This window comes from Dehalococcoidia bacterium, assembly GCA_041649635.1.
Taxonomy (GTDB): Bacteria; Chloroflexota; Dehalococcoidia; order E44-bin15; family E44-bin15; genus JAYEHL01.
Window position 1 is genome coordinate 17,799 of the sequence record JBAZMV010000006.1, and the last position, 17,277, is coordinate 35,075.

The 17,277-nt window shown below is 60.2% G+C and carries 11 protein-coding genes; all 11 read right to left on the minus strand.

The features are described from left to right. Positions 1 to 39: 39 nt before the first annotated feature. Entirely contained in the window at positions 40 to 816 is a 777-nt protein-coding gene (gene purQ / locus WC562_08715; GenBank protein ID MFA5056228.1) for a phosphoribosylformylglycinamidine synthase I, read from the minus strand. 6 nt (positions 817 to 822) lie between these two features. After that, on the minus strand, positions 823 to 3,693 hold the full coding sequence (purL, locus tag WC562_08720) for a phosphoribosylformylglycinamidine synthase subunit PurL (GenBank protein ID MFA5056229.1): 2,871 nt from the start codon (positions 3,691 to 3,693) through the stop codon (positions 823 to 825). A 36-nt stretch (positions 3,694 to 3,729) separates the two neighbouring features. Beyond that, entirely contained in the window at positions 3,730 to 5,328 is a 1,599-nt protein-coding gene (asnB, locus tag WC562_08725; protein MFA5056230.1) for an asparagine synthase B, read from the minus strand. 45 nt (positions 5,329 to 5,373) lie between these two features. Continuing rightward, positions 5,374 to 8,019, minus strand: coding sequence for a glutamate synthase (locus tag WC562_08730; protein ID MFA5056231.1), 2,646 nt, complete (start codon positions 8,017 to 8,019; stop codon positions 5,374 to 5,376). A 15-nt stretch (positions 8,020 to 8,034) separates the two neighbouring features. Beyond that, positions 8,035 to 9,516 carry a glutamate synthase-related protein gene (locus WC562_08735; protein ID MFA5056232.1) on the minus strand — a complete coding sequence of 494 codons (1,482 nt, stop codon included), beginning with the start codon at positions 9,514 to 9,516 and terminating at the stop codon, positions 8,035 to 8,037. Then, positions 9,513 to 10,922: a glutamate synthase-related protein gene (locus WC562_08740; GenBank protein MFA5056233.1), complete on the minus strand. Its 1,410-nt coding sequence runs from the start codon at positions 10,920 to 10,922 to the stop codon at positions 9,513 to 9,515. The genes WC562_08735 and WC562_08740 overlap by 4 nt, the downstream gene beginning before the upstream one ends. Positions 10,923 to 10,949: 27 nt before the next feature. Further along, complete coding sequence (locus WC562_08745) at positions 10,950 to 12,809, minus strand: FAD-binding protein (protein ID MFA5056234.1); 1,860 nt, start codon at positions 12,807 to 12,809, stop codon at positions 10,950 to 10,952. Between the two features lie 37 nt (positions 12,810 to 12,846). After that, the gene (locus tag WC562_08750) at positions 12,847 to 13,524 is read right to left on the minus strand and encodes a response regulator transcription factor (protein MFA5056235.1); all 678 of its coding nucleotides are present in this window, start codon (positions 13,522 to 13,524) and stop codon (positions 12,847 to 12,849) included. 34 nt (positions 13,525 to 13,558) lie between these two features. Next, a complete protein-coding gene (hisF, locus tag WC562_08755; GenBank protein MFA5056236.1) occupies positions 13,559 to 14,326 on the minus strand; it encodes an imidazole glycerol phosphate synthase subunit HisF in 768 nt (255 codons plus the stop codon). Between the two features lie 716 nt (positions 14,327 to 15,042). Beyond that, entirely contained in the window at positions 15,043 to 16,041 is a 999-nt protein-coding gene (locus WC562_08760) for an NrpR regulatory domain-containing protein (GenBank protein ID MFA5056237.1), read from the minus strand. Between the two features lie 75 nt (positions 16,042 to 16,116). Further along, the gene (gene carA, locus WC562_08765; GenBank protein MFA5056238.1) at positions 16,117 to 17,268 is read right to left on the minus strand and encodes a glutamine-hydrolyzing carbamoyl-phosphate synthase small subunit; all 1,152 of its coding nucleotides are present in this window, start codon (positions 17,266 to 17,268) and stop codon (positions 16,117 to 16,119) included. Positions 17,269 to 17,277 lie beyond the last annotated feature (9 nt).

Here is a 17,277-nt window from a genome sequence, read left to right on the forward strand (position 1 = left end):
GCCGCAGCCGCAAGCGGCACCGTCTCGATCAGCCCGTCGTCATCCGGTAGACTTCCCTGTGGGACTATATCCCCTCCTAGCCCACCCCACCGCATTCTCAAAAATCCCCATCCCGTCTCCGGGCTTATCGCTTCGTTCCCTCGTCCATCGGGGGTGCTGCGTGCGGCGGATGAAGCGCTCCGGGTGCGGCATGAGGCCAAAGACGCGGCCGGTCGCGTCGCAGATGCCCGCTATGTTCGCCGCGGAGCCGTTGGGGTTGTGGGGGTAGCCTGCGGACGTATCGCCCGCGCCGTCGCAGTAGCTCAGGGCGGTTCTTACTTTATCCGCGTCGGCGACGAATTTGCCTTCGCCGTGGGCCACGGGCAGGTACATCATATCGATGCCTCTGGTGAACACGCACGGGCTGGAGGGATCCGCCTTGAGATGCACCCAGCGGCATTCGAACCGGCCCGAATCGTTGTGGGTCAGTGTTACGGGTGTAGCATCGCCGGGCAGGATGCCGGACTTGACCAGAACCTGGAAGCCGTTGCAGATGCCCAGTATCAGCCCGCCCTGCGCCGTGAACTCCCGCATAGCGTCCGTGAGCCCGGCGCGCAGCTCGTTGGCCAGTATCCTGCCGCTGGCGATATCGTCGCCGTAGGTAAAGCCGCCCGGGATGACCATGATATGATAATCCGAAAGCGGTCTCTTTTTTCGCAGCAGCTCGTTCACGTGCGCCAGATCAACGGATGAGCCCGCCTGCTCGAAGGCGTACTTCGTCTCCGGGTCGCAGTTGGTGCCCGGCGCGCGCAGTATAAGCGTCCTGACCTTTGACATAGTATCCTACCAGCGCAGAGGCCGCTGCCAGGCCTCCTTAAGCTCCTTTATCGATGCCGAGAGCAGCAGCGCGCCGTCCCGTCCGCCGACCTCGAAGATATCGCCTTCCGTAACCCTGCCTATAGCGGCGTGGTCGATGCCCTTCATGACGCGCTCGAACCCCATCGCGTCCTCCGGCGACACCTCGGCGATGAAGCGGCTGTTCGATTCGGAGAAGAGTATGAAATCGTCTCGTTCGATATCTTCCCCCAGGGGAACTTTATTCGTATCGAGCTTCATGCCCAGGCCGCCGGCGAAGGCCATCTCGGCGGCGGCGACGCCGATGCCGCCCTCGCTGCAATCGTGGCAAGCCCTCACCAGTCCCTTAGATATCGCCGCGCTTAAAGCATCCATGACGGCCTTGCCCCTCGCCGGGTCGACACCGGGAGAGACGTTGCCTTTGAATCCGTGTACATCGAAATAGTGCGAGCCGCCCATCTCGCTGAAAGTAAGGCCGATGACGTATATCAGGTCTCCCGCCTTCTTGCAGTCCATGGTGACGGCGCGGTTGACATCCTCCATCACGCCCAGCGCGGAAACGAGCAGCGTCGGCGGTATGCAGATGCTCCCGTCACCGTTCTCGTACTCGTTGTACAGGCTGTCCTTGCCGGAGATGAACGGCGTTCCGTAGGCCAGCGACATATCGTGGCAGGCCCGCGCCGCGAGCGCCAGCCCGGCCATGCGGTCCGGCTTCTCCGGATTGCCCCAGCAGAAGTTGTCGATCAAGGCCACCCGCTCCAGGCTGCCGCCGACGGCTATCACCTGGCGCAGCGCCTCGTCTATTGCCGAGGCCGCCATGCGGTACGGGTCGATGTCGCCGTACTTCGGGTTGATGCCGTTAGATATGATGATCCCCCTGTCCGAGCCGGGCACGGGCCTGATGATGGCCGCGTCGCCGGGGCCGTCGCTCTCCGCGCCCACGAGGGGTTTCAGCACGCTGCCGCCCTGCACCTCGTGGTCGTACTGGCGTATGACCCACTCCTTGCTGCACACGTTCCACGAGCCCAGTATCTTAAATAGATCGTCTTTCAGATCGACGTGCTCGGGGAGGTCGGGCTCCTCGAAGCGGGGCGGCGTCCAGCGCGCCCGGCGCTCCAGCTGCGGCAGGCCGCGGTGCAGGAACTCCATGTCCAGGTCGCAGACCTTCTTCCCGTCGTAGAACAGACGCAGCCTTTTATCATCCGTGAACTCGCCGATTATTGCCGCGGCAACGCCCTCCGCCGCGAACATATCGAGCAGCTCGGCCGCATTGTCCGGCGGAACGGCCAGCGCCATGCGCTCCTGTGATTCCGATATCCATATCTCATCGTAGGACAGTCCGGCGTACTTCAGCGGCACCTTCTCCAGGTCGACGCGCACGCCCGTCTCCTCCCCCATCTCGCCCACGGCCGAGGACAGGCCGCCGCCGCCGCAGTCGGTGATGCGGCTGTACAACCCCCTGTCGCGCGCCTTGAGCAGCACGTCCAGGAGTTTCTTTTCGACTATGGGATTTCCTATCTGCACCGAGACCGAGGACACCGTCTCCGATTCCGCGGTCAGCTCTCCCGAGGCGAAGGTCACGCCGTGTATGCCGTCGCGCCCGGTCAGACCGCCGGCCACGACCACCAGGTCGCCCGCGCTCTGTCTCCCCTGCTGAGCCATATGTTTCGGCATAACGCCCACCGTGCCGCAGAAGACCAGCGGGTTGGCGGTGTACCTGTCGTCGAAGCAGACGGCCCCGTTGAGGGTCGGGATGCCCATCCTGTTGCCGTAGTCCGCCACGCCCGCGCGCACGCCCTTGAATATGCGGCGCGGGTGCAGCACGCCCTGCGGCGTACGATCGTAAGGCAGGTCCGGCGGCCCGAAGCAGAACACGTCCGTGTTGCATACCGGCTTGGCCCCCAGCCCCGTGCCCAGCACGTCGCGTATGACCCCGCCCAGACCCGTGGCCGCGCCGCCGTAGGGCTCCACGGCCGAGGGGTGGTTATGCGTTTCGACCTTAAAGCAGACGGCGTTATCCTCGTCGAACTCGATGACGCCGGCGTTGTCTTTAAATACGGAGAGGCACCAGGGCTTATTCAGCTCCCGCGTGGCCTTCATTATCGTGCTCTTGAGCAGGTTGTCGATGACGACGCCGTCCAGCGTTATCTTCCCTTTGAACGTCTTGTGGCCGCAGTGCTCGGACCATGTCTGCGCTATGGTCTCAAGCTCGACGTCGGTGGGGTTGCGGCCGATCTTTTTGAAATGATCCCTGATGACCTTCATCTCGTCCAGGTTGAGCCAGAGGCGGTTCCTGCTCAGCGCGATGAGGCCTTCGTCATCCATGGCCAGCAGGTCGACGACGTTGAGCGCGAACGAGTACGCGGCGGACGGCAGCGTCGTTGCCTCTCCCCCGGCGACGATATGTTGTATTACGGGATTCACCAGAAGCTTATCGGCTATCGTCTTGAGGGTGCTTGCGCTCAGCTGTCCGCCGAGATGATACCGTTTGGCCGTCTTAACCGATTCCACGCCCCCTATCCCGAGGTCGCGGATGCCCTTTCTGATGCTGTCCTCGACGGGATCCAGTACGCCCGGATTGTAAGCGACCTCAATGATATGGATTTTTTTTCGCGCATTCTCTATCAGCAAGCCTATGGAGTAGTCCTGGACAAGCGGATCGGCCAGCAGCTCCCTGCATATCCTTTCTACGTCGTCCGGCGTTAAGGCGCCTGCGATGATGTATATATCCGAGACGCGCGCTGACTTCAACACCCGGATGCCGAGGTCCCGCGCATCCTTCTGCAGCGCCGCCCCCCGCGGGTCGGGAAGCCCCGCCTTGACCGAGACCGCAACGTTATAGACAGAACTTTCGTTCATTTCATGCTTCTCTTGTCAAATTGTATCCCACACCTATTAATGATTACCATACATGCGCCTCTTATCGCCATCGGCGGTGCCGCTGACCTTCTCCCTCTCCTCGGCGAAATCGAATCCGGTCCAGATACCGATGGAGCCGAGCACCGAGTCCTGCGGGTGATAGCGGCGGAATATCTTGAAATAGTAGGCCGCCTCTTTGCTGTTGATGACGGCCTGGGGGGTTTCGGCCCGGATACGTTCGTACTCGCCGTCGCTCATCTCGGCGTTTGCCAGCTTCTCGCCGAGGTCCTCGCAGCCGGCGCCCTGGGTGTACTGTACCTTGTAGCGCCAGAGTATGTCGTCCGGCAGATAACCGGTACCTTCGAACGCCTTGCGCAATATCCACTTCTCTATCTTGTCGCCGTCCCGTCCCGTCTCTTTGATCTTCAGCTCGGCCGGAATTTTCATGGCCAGGTCTATCATGGCCGTATCCAGGAACGGCACGCGAAGCTCCAGGCTGAAGAGCATGCCCATGCGGTCGGCGCGCTGGAGATTGATGTTGTGCAGATTGGCGATGCAGCGCCGCCCCTCCGCGTTGGCCCTGTCCGCGGGCAGGTTCTTCATGTAATGGTAGCCGTTGAATATCTCGTCGGCGCCCTCGCCCGTCAAAACGACGGTAACGTAATCCGCCGCCAGCTTGCAGGTGAAATAACACGGCACGGCGCAGCGGACGAGGGACGGGTCGTAGCTCTCCAGCTTATTAATGACGATCGGCAGCGCCTCGTAGTATTCGTCCTCCGTAAAGATAAGCTCGTGGTGGGTGGAGCCGATATGTTGTGCGGCGATGCGCGATGCCACGAGGTCGTCGCTCTCCTCGCCGCAGGCGTTCCTCATGCCGACGACGAAGGTATGCAGGTTGGGTATCTCGTCGGCGGCGATGGCCGCGACCAGGCTGGAGTCCAGCCCGCCGGAGCAGAACGATCCGACGTGGATCTCCCTGTCCGCAAGGAGGCGCTTCTTCACCGCGCCGATGAACGTATTCCGGATGGTCTCGCAGGCCTCATCGACACCGGTGAGCGGGTGATCTTCGACCGGCGGGATGCGGTAGTATGAAACGAAGCCCTCCGATGGTGTGTAATAATAGCCCGCCGGGAACTCGTGCACCTCGGAGACGCCTGCCAGGCTCATGGCCCCCAGCTCGGAGGTGAAATACATTTTCCCATCGACGTAGCCGTAGTACAGCGGCTTGATGCCGACGGGATCGCGCGCCAGCATGTAATCGTCGCCGTCAAATATGGCGAAGGCGAACATGCCGTCGAGATCCTTCACGCATTGCGGGCCCTTCTCCCGGTAGAGGTGCAGGATGACCTCCGAGTCCGAATCCGTAGTAAAAACGTGCCTGTCGGACAGGCTTCTCCTGAGCTCGCGGAAGTTGTATATCTCGCCGTTGCAGATGACGCCGCAGCGACCGCCGTCGGCCAGGATGGGCTGATGCCCCTTTATCACGTCGACGATGGACAGGCGCGTGTGGCCCAGCACCATATCCCGGTGGGTGTGGATGCCGCGGTCGTCCGGGCCGCGGTGGGGCAGCGCGTCCAGCATCCTTTCAACTGTCTCAGTGTCTATTATGCCAAAACATCCGGCTATGCCGCACACTATTAATAAACCCTTTCCAAATCTACAGCCGATACCGTCCCGCGCCTATCTGCACGCGGCGGCCTCTGTCTTCACCGTCTCGCTCAAGCCGTCGTCATCCGGCACGGAGGACTTGAAACCTTTGGGCCTGATCTTCCGGTAGACCTCCTTCGGCGACAGTTTGTTACCGTCGACGGTCAATAGTCTGTCGATGCTGATGCCGAAGAGCCTCTCGTTCTCTTCCAGATAAGGCAGTATCAGCTTCCAGTCGGCGTCCGTCACTCTGGCGAACTCGCCGCCGTTCAATTGCTCGTCGACAAGTTTCCTTCGCGGGTCGCGCACGTAGATGGCGCCGCCGGAGGCTAAAGAGAATATGTTCGAGCCCGGATAAGGCGATTCGTACTCCTTGATCGAACCATCCCCGTCGTCGAAGCCGATGCCGTTCAATATGACGAAGCCGCCGCCGTTGTGCGGATCGCCGGCCATGAAGGACTCGGCCAGGTAATCGAGGGCGGTGCCGTTGATGACCACGCGCGGACGGCCCACGGCGTTGATCAGCGGACGGCCCGCGGCGTTGCCCATGACATAGGCCGCGCCGCCCTTGGCGCCGTACATGAAGGTCTGCCCCACGTCGCCGAAGACCACCAGCTTGCCCTCCTTCATGATCTGGCACAGCTGGTCCTGCGCGTTGCCGTGCACGTATATCTCCATGCCGTCTATGCCCGACGACAGGTAGTCGCCCGATGAACCGTAGACGTCTATGCGCACGCCCGTAGTCGCCGGGCCGAAGCCGCAGCCGGTGAAGCGCTGGCCGCGGTAGTTATAGACGATGAAGCGCTTCCAGCCCAGCTTGAAGGCTTTCACCATGAGCACGGCGTCGCAGTTGTCGCCCTCCGGCTCGAAATTATTCGCGTCGATGACGAGAACCTGCTCGTTCTTCTCAGGCGCGCGCAGCCCGCCGCGGGTCGCGAAATCGATCCTGACGAAGCGCGAAGCCGACCTGGCCGTGATAGCGGGCGTGGCCGCGAAGAGCTCGTCCAGCGCCAGCTTGAGCACGTGCTGCAGCGAGCCGCGCTTTATCACACCCGTGTTATATCTGCGGTCGTTGAGGAGCGTGAGCGCCTCTACGGCCGCGGTCTTGCAGACATCGTTCTTCAGCGCCTGGTTCTTGATGGCTCCGATGATATACCTGAAGCCGTCGGCGTCCAGCCTCACCATATTATCGCGCACGCAGGCGAAGACGCCCGGCGCCGCGTCCGATTGCGCCAGCATAGTGCGCAGCTTCTCCTCCATGGCCCTGCTCTCGGCGGTGCTTTTCAGCGCCTTCGAGGTATCGCATATGGCCTTGTCCCGGGTGGTCTCGATGACCTTGCCGAACTTGTCGGCGCATACGAGTCTTTTGCCGCCCGAGCCGTCATCCTTAAGGCTGAAGATGAAGGCGCCGCCGTCGGTGTAGCTGCCGCCGCGGGCGTTCCAGTATTTGTCCGCGACGGGCCGGAAGCGCGGGTCCTCCTGTTCCAGCGAGATGAGCGTGGCGTCTATGGCCTGCTTCTCCGAGCAGATGAGCCCGATCTGCACATCGCCCTCCTGCAGCGCGAAGACCTGCGGCCGCAACATGGCGGTATCGGTGATGCCGATGAGCTGGAACTGGCTATTGCCCGCGTCGTTCCTGGCGATGATGAAGAACCACGGGCCGTCCGGAGACGAGAACACATGGTGCTTCTGGATGGCGCGATACAGCTCCTGCTTCCCGGCCGGCAGCATGTCGAAGTCCATCTCCGATGTCGGCGCCATGGCCTCGATGAGATATTCCAACGGATATTTATAGACCCTGCTCCACAGGTCCCACAGCAGCGCCGCCTCCTCGGTATCGGTGAGGAACAGCGGGTGGTAGCTGCGCTGTTTAAGGTATTCGAGGACCGACTGGTAGTTGGCGAAGTCGCCGTTGTGCACCAGAGCCTCGTTCAAGGCGCTGAAGGGGTGGCAGCCGCCGGGGTGCCAGACGCGGCCGCGGGTGGGATAGCGCTGGTGCGCCAGCCAGACGTGGGCCTTGAAATCGTCGAGCTTGTAATAACGTACGACGTTCTCCGCGTAGCCCACGATCTTGAGTATCATCATGTTGCGCCCGTGGGACATGACGAAGGCCTTCTTCTCGCCCAGCGAGGCGTAATATTTTTTATTGATATTGAAGCTGTTGCGGTAGACGAACTCGTCCTCGGCGTCGCGGCGCGCCAGCGACTCGAATCTGTTATCCGCGATGAATCTATCGAGGACGTCTTCCCTGACGCGCACGAAATAGCGCATCACGTCCGGGGGCTTTACCTCCAAACCGAGCTTGCGATAGTCGTCCAGCGTGGCCAGCTTCTCGAATTTATCGATCCTGAAGTGCGGCGCGATGAAATTTTCCTCGATCTCGTCCTTCACGCTTGTATCCAGCAGCGCGATGTGCAGCATGTAGTCGTCGTCCAGCACCTGCCGCGACACGCCCAGCGCCTCGGGTACGAAGCCCACCGCGCCGACGCCGCCGCCCTTGCCGTTGCCGCGGTTGTGCATCTGCACCGACGGCGCGAAGATGTTCTTGCCCGTCACGGGGATGGAGCAGATGAAGCCGGTTACGCCGCAGCCGCCCTCCTCCTCCGGGTTCGGGTCGAGGTTCGACATGTCCCGAAACAGCTCGGTTCTTGACGATAGTATTTTTTCAACGTTATCCATATCAGCCAACTCCGCTCAGTTACTGTAATCTATGTGCTCCAGCAGGTCCGTGCGCCCCACCAGCTCCCTGATGCTCCTCATGCCGAACCTCTGCAGGATATCCACCAGCTGCACGTTCCAGGCGTGGTACAGGTTGGTCAGGCGCTGCGTGGCCCACTCCTCGCCGAAGAGGTCGGACAGCTCGGAGTCCGTGGAGGCGATGCCGCGGGCGCAGCCGCGACCCGACTCGCAGTTGCCGCAGCGCACGCACTCCAGCGCCACCAGCTCCGCCGTGCCGATGATGCACCCGTCCGCGCCCAGGCAGATGGCCTTGGCTACATCGTGGGCCGTGCGTATGCCGCCCGACGCCATGAGCGTCATGTGCTCGCGCACGCCCTCCTCCTTGAGGAAGCTGTGCACCTTGGTGATGGCGTACTCGATGGGCATGGCGATGTGCTTCTTGGCGATATCGGGCGCGGCCCCGGTGCCGCCGTAGCCGCCGTCGATATGAATGATATGGGCCCCGGCGTAGTACGAGCCCACCGCCACCATGTCCACGTCGCTGGGGGTCGAGACCTTGACCGATACCAGGGCCTTGGGGTTCATCTCCTTGACCCAGTCTATGTGCTTCTTGTGATCCTCGATGGAGTACACCGAGTGGAACGGGAACGGCGAGAACAGAGAAGTTCCCTTGACGGCCTCGCGCATGCGGGCCACGCTCTCCGTGACCTTCTCGCCCAGCAGGTGCCCGCCCAGGCCCGGCTTGGCCCCCTGCGCGTATTTGAACTCGATTATCTTGACGCGCTGCACGGTCTCCTCGCGCACGCCGAATAAACCCGTAGCGACCTGCGTTATCATGTGATCGTCGTACGGTATCAGCATCTCCGGGTAGCCGCCCTCGCCGGTGCAGCTGAAGGTGTTCCATATGGCCGCGTTGTGCGCCTTGGAGACCATGGTGGGCAGGCTCACCGAGCCGAAGGACATGCCGCCGCCGTAGACGGGGGTCGAGATGACGATGTCGGCCCGCCCGTCGTTCCTGCGGTTCAGCGGTATCTCGGTCGAAATTTCGGACTTATCGACGCGGGGCGGATGGGCCACGAACTTGAGCCTCAGCTTGTCGAAGCCGCCGCCGGAGTTGCCGGTGTTATACTCCAGGTCCTTGCGCTGCGGCGGATAGCCGGTCTCGGCCATGATCCAGGTGCCGGTGATCATATCCGCGGTCCAGCGGTAGTCGCCCAGCGTGGCGTACATCGGGTTCAGCGACAGACTCAGCGCCTGGCGCGGGCACTTGTCGATGCAGCAGAAATCGCTGTTGCGGCACTCGAAGCCGATGCATTTATAGTCGATGGGCGGTTTGGCCCGGTTGTGCCCCTCGACCCTCTCATGCACGCCGTAGGGGCACGTGGCTACGCACGTGCCGCAGTTGATGCAGGCGTCGGACCGGGTGACCTTGTATTTCGGCACCTGGTGCTTGAACCTGGAAGGTGTATTTTTGATTTGTACGGTCGATGGTTTCATACGCTTGCCGCTTTCTTTTTCTTAAATATAACGCCAAAGGTGTCCCTGTCTATCTCCTCGAAGAATATGGCCCGGCCGCTCTCCCCGCGCAGCCGGCGCGCCTCGCGGATGCCCATGGCGCCCATCATCTCCAGTATCTGGGAGTGCCAGGCGCCCATCAGGTTCACCATGCGCTGCGTTAATTTCGCGACCGGTATCCTGCCGAGGCCCTCCGGGAGAATCAGCCGCATCTCCGGCTCCTCGTATAACCGGGCGCCCAGCGCGATCATGAGCGGCATATCTATAGCCGTCAGGTCCGCGCCGCAGAGCATGGCCTTGACCACGTACTCGGCCATGGCGATGCCGCCCGATGCGATGACGACCACCTCGTCGCGGATGCGCTCCTCCACCAGCCTCAGGTGCACGGCCCTGATGATATCCTTGAGCAGGCGCCCCTGCGCCCCCGCCGACCCGTTGCGCCCCCGCCCGCGGTAGTCGGCCGCTATGTGCACGATCTCCGCGCCGTCCCGGGCCAGTTTGGCCGCGATGTCCTCCACGCCCGCGACGGCCGGGACGCGTATGATGACGGTGGCTTTGCTCAGCTTTGCGATCCTTTCCCTCAGCCCGCGGTAATCCTTCGACACCTCGTCGCCGTACTCGATGGATACCAGGCGCGCCTTACTCAGCAGGGCCCCGTATTTATCGACCTCAGCGGACGCAAGCAGGGGTATGATATTGCCGCCGTACTTCCCGATCTCCGGCGTGATATCGGCCGCAGGGATGACGATGAACGTCATGATCTCCGCGGCCGCCTTCACAAGCGCCTCAACGACGTTCGCGCCCGGCTTCTCCGACGGCAGTTCGAACAGTATCGGGATCGGGATATCGACGGTATCGGGCACGGCCGACAGCAACCGCCCGTCGGCGCCGAACTTCAGGTGGTTCAGCCTGCGTCCCATATCGACGGATGTGTTGATATATTCCCGGCCGTGGATGCCGTCACGCGTCGGCCGCACGATCTCGGACATGTCGGTCCACATGCTGTCGAAGCCGGCTCCGCTGAACGGACCGCGGTAGCCGGCGCCGGAGACGGGCACCTTCCCGTCCTCGGCCTGCTTCCACAGGCTCAGCAGCATATCTGGCTTCCAGTACGCGCCGCCGACGGCCGCGAAATCCTTGTCCAGGGATTTCTCCAGGGCCCCGCGCGGGCACTCCTGGATACAGCGGAAGCAGTTGCGGCAGACCACGGTGTTGGGCTCCGCCATCCTGCGGCGATCGTCCACGCGGCGCTTGTGCGCCTCATAGATGCAGACCTTGGTGCACTTGCCGCAGTTGATGCAGTTCTCCCCGCGCACGATCTTGAACTTGCTCACGTAGTCGAAACCGAGCGGCGCAACTTTCGGATGTATATGATATTTCTTCGGCATAGTCTTTACCCGTCTCTTTAAATATATTTATACGCGGAGGGCGGCCGTACCGTTCTCCACCCTCTCCCAGTACTCCTTGCTCTCGTCCACATGTTTCAGGAACTCCGCTATCTCGGCCTCCGGACGGCCGAATCTGGCTTCAAGCCGGCCCTCCAGCGCGTCCCAGAGCATCATCAGCTCAAGGTTGGTCTGGCAGACCTCCTCGCAGGCGCGGCAGTGCATGCACATGAAGGCGTTGGCCGCCTCCTCCGGCGTCACTTCTTTCCCGTCCAGGAGCTTCTTCGCCAGGGCGATCTTGCCCTTGGCCGTCATCCCCTCGTTGCCGGTGACCAGATAGGCCGGGCACACCGCCATGCAGTTGCCGCACTTGGCGCAGGCGTGCATGCTGAGTTCGTAGTCCAGGCTGTCTATCTTCCTGTCCTTCCCCAGGAACGTGGTGGCGGCCTTGCCGATCACGGGCGCCGTGAGCACCAGCAGCCGCATGGCGGGGCCGTAGACGGCGGGGCGGAAGACAAGCGACGATACACCCCTTGCGCCGACCCCGAAGAACTTGCCCGGGTTCAGGATATTGTTCGGGTCCGCCTTGGCTTTGAAGGCCTTCAGCTCGTCCAGTTTGTCGCCGATGTAAAGGTGCTTGATGAAGGCCGCGTTCCACAGGCCCAGCCCGTAGGGCTCCGCGCCCAGCGAGACCGCGACGCTGGTGAGTATGGATACCAGCGGCAGGTTGATATAGTATTTCTTCTTCCGGGAGTCGCACAGGAAGGTAGCCATGACCAGCACCTTCCGGGCGTCGATGATATAGGAGTCTATGCATATCTCCACGCCGAAATGGCCGCCTATCTTCTTGGCCCTCTTGATGAAAGCCGCGGCCGACGCGATGGGGATTATAACCTCGCTGGCCAGTATGGTCGGCCCCAGGCGCTTGGTCTTCATGCCGAACAATCGCTCATTCCAGAGGTAGCTCGCCACATAGCGCGGCGCCTCTTCAATTGCGCCGTTCCGGGACATGTATTGCGTGAAGCGTCTTTCGTCCTCGACGCTGCCGAACTCCAGTAGTACGCCGGCGCTCTTCTTGAATATGCCTGAGCGCATGATCTCGTTGGTATCGCCCAGGTGGTTCTCGTCGAGGTACCGGATGACGTTGGGAACGAGATGCGCTGCCTCCATGTCCGCCGTCAGCCGTGCGATGAAGTCGAAAGCCTCCGCATCGCCCGGGAAATACAGGAGGCGGGGGTATGAACCCTTCGGCAGATCCCGCAGCTTGAGCGTAACTTCGACGATGATGCCGAGCTCGCCCTCGGTGGAGATGAAATAGCTGAAATCGTGATCCGACGGCGACAGCTTCCTGACCTCGCCGCCACCGGTGACGACCGTAATAGACACGATCTGCTTCGACAGGTGGCCGTACCTGAAGCTGTTTATGCCGTAGCCGCCGGTGGATATCCAGCCGCCAACCGTGGAAAATTTGCTTGACGGGTATGTCATCAGGCACAGGCCCTTTTTCTTGGCCAGGATGTCGATATCGCTCCAGCGCGCGCCGGCCTCCACGGTAACGGTCTTATCAGCGGCGTCGATGGCCAGTATGTTGCGGAAGGGCGACAGGTCGATGACGATGCCGGCCCTGGTCGGTATCACGCCGCCGAAGCCCCACGAGGCCGCGCCCCGCGTCACCACGGGCATCTTATGCTCGCCGGCGAAGGCTACGACCTTCCTTATTTCATCGACGCTTTTCGGTTGCACCACGAAATCGGGCAGCGTGCTGAAGAGCGTCCTGGTCATGACCGGCGGCACGTCGCCTATGTCATGGCTGTATAGCTCCCTCTCCTCCTCCTTGCCGAGGACTTTTATGCCGCCCGCTATCTTTTTGAACTCTTCTAATGCCTTCATTTTTATGCCTCTTCACCCGCTATTTAAATCGACTGCTTTAAGAACTATGAGCGTTTTCCCTGAACCGGTAGCCGATATTGCGCACCGTCTCGATGCAGTCGGACTCATCCAGCTTGCTCCTCAGCCTCCTGACGTGCACGTCAACCGTCCTGTCGCCGCCGTAGAAGTCGTAGCCCCACACCTTGTCCAGCAGGGCGTCGCGGCTGAAGACCCTGCCCCGGTTGCTCACCAGGAACTTGAGCAGCTCGTACTCCCTGAAGGTCAGTTCTACGAGCCGGCCCCGGAAGACCACCTCGCACTTCGACGTGTCGATGGCGACCTCGCCGCATGCGATCAGGTCTTTACTATCACCATCGACCCTTCGATTCAGTATCCGGTTTACCCGCACTATCAATTCAGCCGTATCCCAGGGCTCCATAACAAAATCGTCCACGTTCGCAGCTGAATCAAGCACATCGATACTTTTGCTTGAAAGCAGGGTGACCACGGGAAGTCGCGTATCGTCCTTGAGCCGCTTCGGCAGCTTCCGTACTTCGGAACCGGGGGCCGCCCCGTCTATGGCCACGACCGCGAGGTCCGCGGACAGCGCGTCTGAATCCTTGAGGCTGATATCCTCGGCGGAAACGATCGAGCACAGGAAGCCCCCCTCGGCCAGGCCGAGGCTGAGCTCTTCAACGTGCTCCCTGTTCTCCGCTATCATCAATAATCTAAACATGACTGCCGTCCGCTGCCTTGCTCGCTTCAAGTGACTATATTCTTACCGGTATGCCTTTGCCGGCGAGATACTCCTTAACCTCTTTTATCGTATGTTCCCCGTAATGAAATATGCTGGCGGCCAGCACCGCATCAGCCTTGCCTGCGACGAGGGCCTGATACATGTGTTCCAGGTTCCCGGCCCCTCCGCTGGCGATGACCGGAACCGGCACTGCCTCGCTAACAGTGCGGGTCAGCTCCAGGTCATAGCCGGCGCGGTGACCGTCGGCGTCCCAGCTGGTGAGCAGCAGCTCCCCGGCTCCCATATCGACCGCATCCTGCGCCCACTCCACGGCATCGATGTTCGTCCGCTTCCTGCCGCCGTAGGTGCACACCTCCCAAGCATCGCAATCCTCCCCCTCCATGCGCCGCGCGTCGATCGCTACCACGATGCACTGCGAACCGAAGCGTCCGGCCCCTTCCCTTATCAGGTCCGGCGACTGGACGGCAGCCGTGTTTATCGCCACCTTGTCCGCTCCCGCCCGCAACATGCGCTGCATATCGTCAGTGTTCCTCAAACCGCCGCCCACCGTGAGCGGTATGAATACCTTCTCGGCCACGCGCCTCACGATATCCGCCATCGTCTCCCGCCCCTCCGGCGTGGCGCCGATATCCAGAAACACCAGCTCGTCGGCGCCCTGCTCGTAATACATGGCGGCCATCTCTACCGGATCGCCGGCGTCGCGCAGATCGTTAAAGCTTATGCCCTTCACCACGCGGCCGCCTGTCATATCCAGGCAGGGTATGATACGTTTGGTCAGCACCGTCATCTCCATTCTCATTTATCCGCTCTATATCGGAAAGCGGTTGCCGCTTACCGATAACATAATATCAGCAGTTTTTTCACTTGTCAAGATGGTTTGCCAGCAAAAACAAGCGGAAGTTGCTTCCGCTTAAACAAAAGGGCATGCGAACTCCCCCTATGTCATCATACGGCTTGACCGTATGATCCAGATGTCATTCTGAAGGAGCAAAGCGACTGAAGAATCTCGTATCTTCAGCACGCCGGGTGACGAGATGCTTCATTTCATTCAGCATGACAGATGCAAAAAGAGGTGCAGGAGAGTTTTCTCCTGCCGGGGTTACAGGGGTGTCCCCTGTTTTTTTACGCTGTTGAAGGTGAATCTTTCCATACAATGTTGATCATGGAAGGACACGCCGAGCAAGCTAGATCGCCACGTCGTCCTTACATGATTTAAGTGTATGGAATCCTTCCAAGCAACATTGATTCTGGAAGGACTCGCAATGACAGATTAAAAATGTAGGGGCGAGGTCGCCTCGCCCGTTATGGATTCCGTCTTTCGCCGGAATGACGATATAGAGAGGTACCCCGATGAATCGGGCTCGGGGGTTTAGGGGTGTCTGTAGGGGCTTGATTAATCAAGCCCTTCCTTGATTACCAACGTATGGGGGATTTAGGGAGTTCGGTTATTGTTTCCCCCTTGATAAGGGGGACATCGGGGGTTTCGAATGCTGATTTCTATATGACCTCGGAGAACGGCCGCAGGCTTTCATACTCGATCAGGCCGCTCTCGGCGATATTGTCGATTTCCACGCCCTCCTCCACCGCAGCCGCTATAGGATTCAACCCTCCGAACAGTATCATGCCCGCCTGGTTAAGACCCACCGGTATCTGGCATATCTGCTGGCTGACCTCGCCCAATATGCACATGCCCCTGATGCCGGCTTCATTCAGCACGGCCAGCTTTTCCTCCACCGTGGACCTCGCCGGGCCCGGTATGGTGCGGAACACCGCCAGCACCTTGCCAGTGCCGGTTGCGACCATATGGCCCACGCTTGTCATCTTAGCCCTGATATACTGCTCGGACGGATCAAGCGATGAGCCGTGGTACTCGATAATGGCCGTGAAACGCCTCGGGTTCGAGTCTCGGATCTCCAGAACGCCGCCGAATTTGAAGCCAGTGGGCACGCCGGCCCGCAGCAATACGGCGTTTATCGTCACGCTGCAGAGGGTAGCTATTCCTATTTTGCCTTCCGGTATCACTACCGAGCCCAGCTTCTCCCCTTCGCCGGCAACCGCCACCAGGTCGCTGATACATATTTTGGCATTGATGACATCTTCCATGGCATTAAAGGCTTTTTTTGCATCCTTTTTCGCTATTATAGATGTATTTATCGGCAGTAAACCCGTGCGTTTTTCCGGATCGAAGGTCGTCTGGAATGCCATCGTCTCCAGCTTTTCCAGAATGGATCCGACCTGATCGGGAGCCAGGGCCAGCTTGTATTCTTCCAACCCGAGCGGCGTGATCGTCCTGCCGTCATGGCCTTCCGGACGGGTATAACCCCTCTCGTCAGTGATTCTCAAATGATATCGGACGGCTCTCTCGCTCAGGAAGATACCGAACCGTTCAAGCTCCCTTGCTATGGTGGTAGAGCCGACCGGTTTAGACGACTCGCTGAGCACCTTTAGTATGGTGACTATCTTTCTTTCGGTATCGGAACTATCGTTAGTGACCATAGCTCTTCCCCCCTGCTGTAGACATAAACAGCCCAATTATATCACCGCTGCACAAGACTTGAATACAAGTGCAGATTACGAGTTCTTTCTTGCGTTCACCGGGGCTCTGTCCGTCTTCCGCCCCACCCGCTTCTTCCCGCCGTTAAAATCATCGATCATCTCCAAGTAGCGATCGAATATATATAAGTTGTCCTCGGGACCGGGCGATCCTTCGGCGTGATATTGAATAGAGATGATAGGCAGATCTCTATGCATGAGGCCTTCGACGGTACCGTCGTGATGGTTCACATGATTCACCTCGAGGCCCGCGGGAAGCGTATCGGCATCCACAGCGTAACCGTGATTCTGCGCTGTGATGAAGACGCGCCTTGTATGGAGGTCCATCACCGGATGATTCCCGCCGCGATGGCCGAACTTGAGTTTGAACGTGTCAGCCCCCAGCGCCCTGGCGATGAGTTGATGGCCCAGGCATATCCCGAACAAAGGCACCCTGCCAAGGAGCGAACCGACCGTGCGCTCGATGTCATTCAGAACAGCGGGATCGCCGGGACCCGGGGAAATGAGAATACCGTCCGGACTCAGCGACAGTATGTCATCGGCGCTCGCGCTTGACGGTACTATGATGCACCTGCATCCCTTGCCGCTCAATATCCTCGGTATGTTGTACTTCAACCCGCAATCCACCAGTACTATTTGATACGAATACTCCGAGCTGTCAGCATCCCACTCATAGGAAACGCCGGCGGTCACCTGGCTAACGTAGTTGACCGCGCCGAAACGCGGCAAACGCTTGATCTCCTCTTTTGCTTCCTCCGGACTCATCTCAGAGCTGAGGATGCCCATCATCACGCCCTTGGAGCGAAGGCGGCGCACCAGCGACCTGGTATCTATCTCGCTCATCGCCGGTATGCCATTGCTCTCAAGATAATCCTGAAGACTGATGTCGCTCATGGTATGGCTCGGCTCGGTACAGTGTTCGCGGACGATCAGCCCCCTCACCTGTATCTGCTTCGACTCGCCGTCGACCTTATTAATCCCGTAATTGCCGACGAGCGGGTAAGTGAGTACCAGTATCTGCCCCGAGTACGAAGGATCGGTCAGCATCTCCTGATAGCCGTACATGCTGGTATTGAAAACCACCTCGCCGTATGTGGTTTCGACGCCGCCGAACGATTTACCATGGTAGATCGTTCCGTCATCCAGCAGCAGAAAAGACTTTTTATCCATACGCGAACC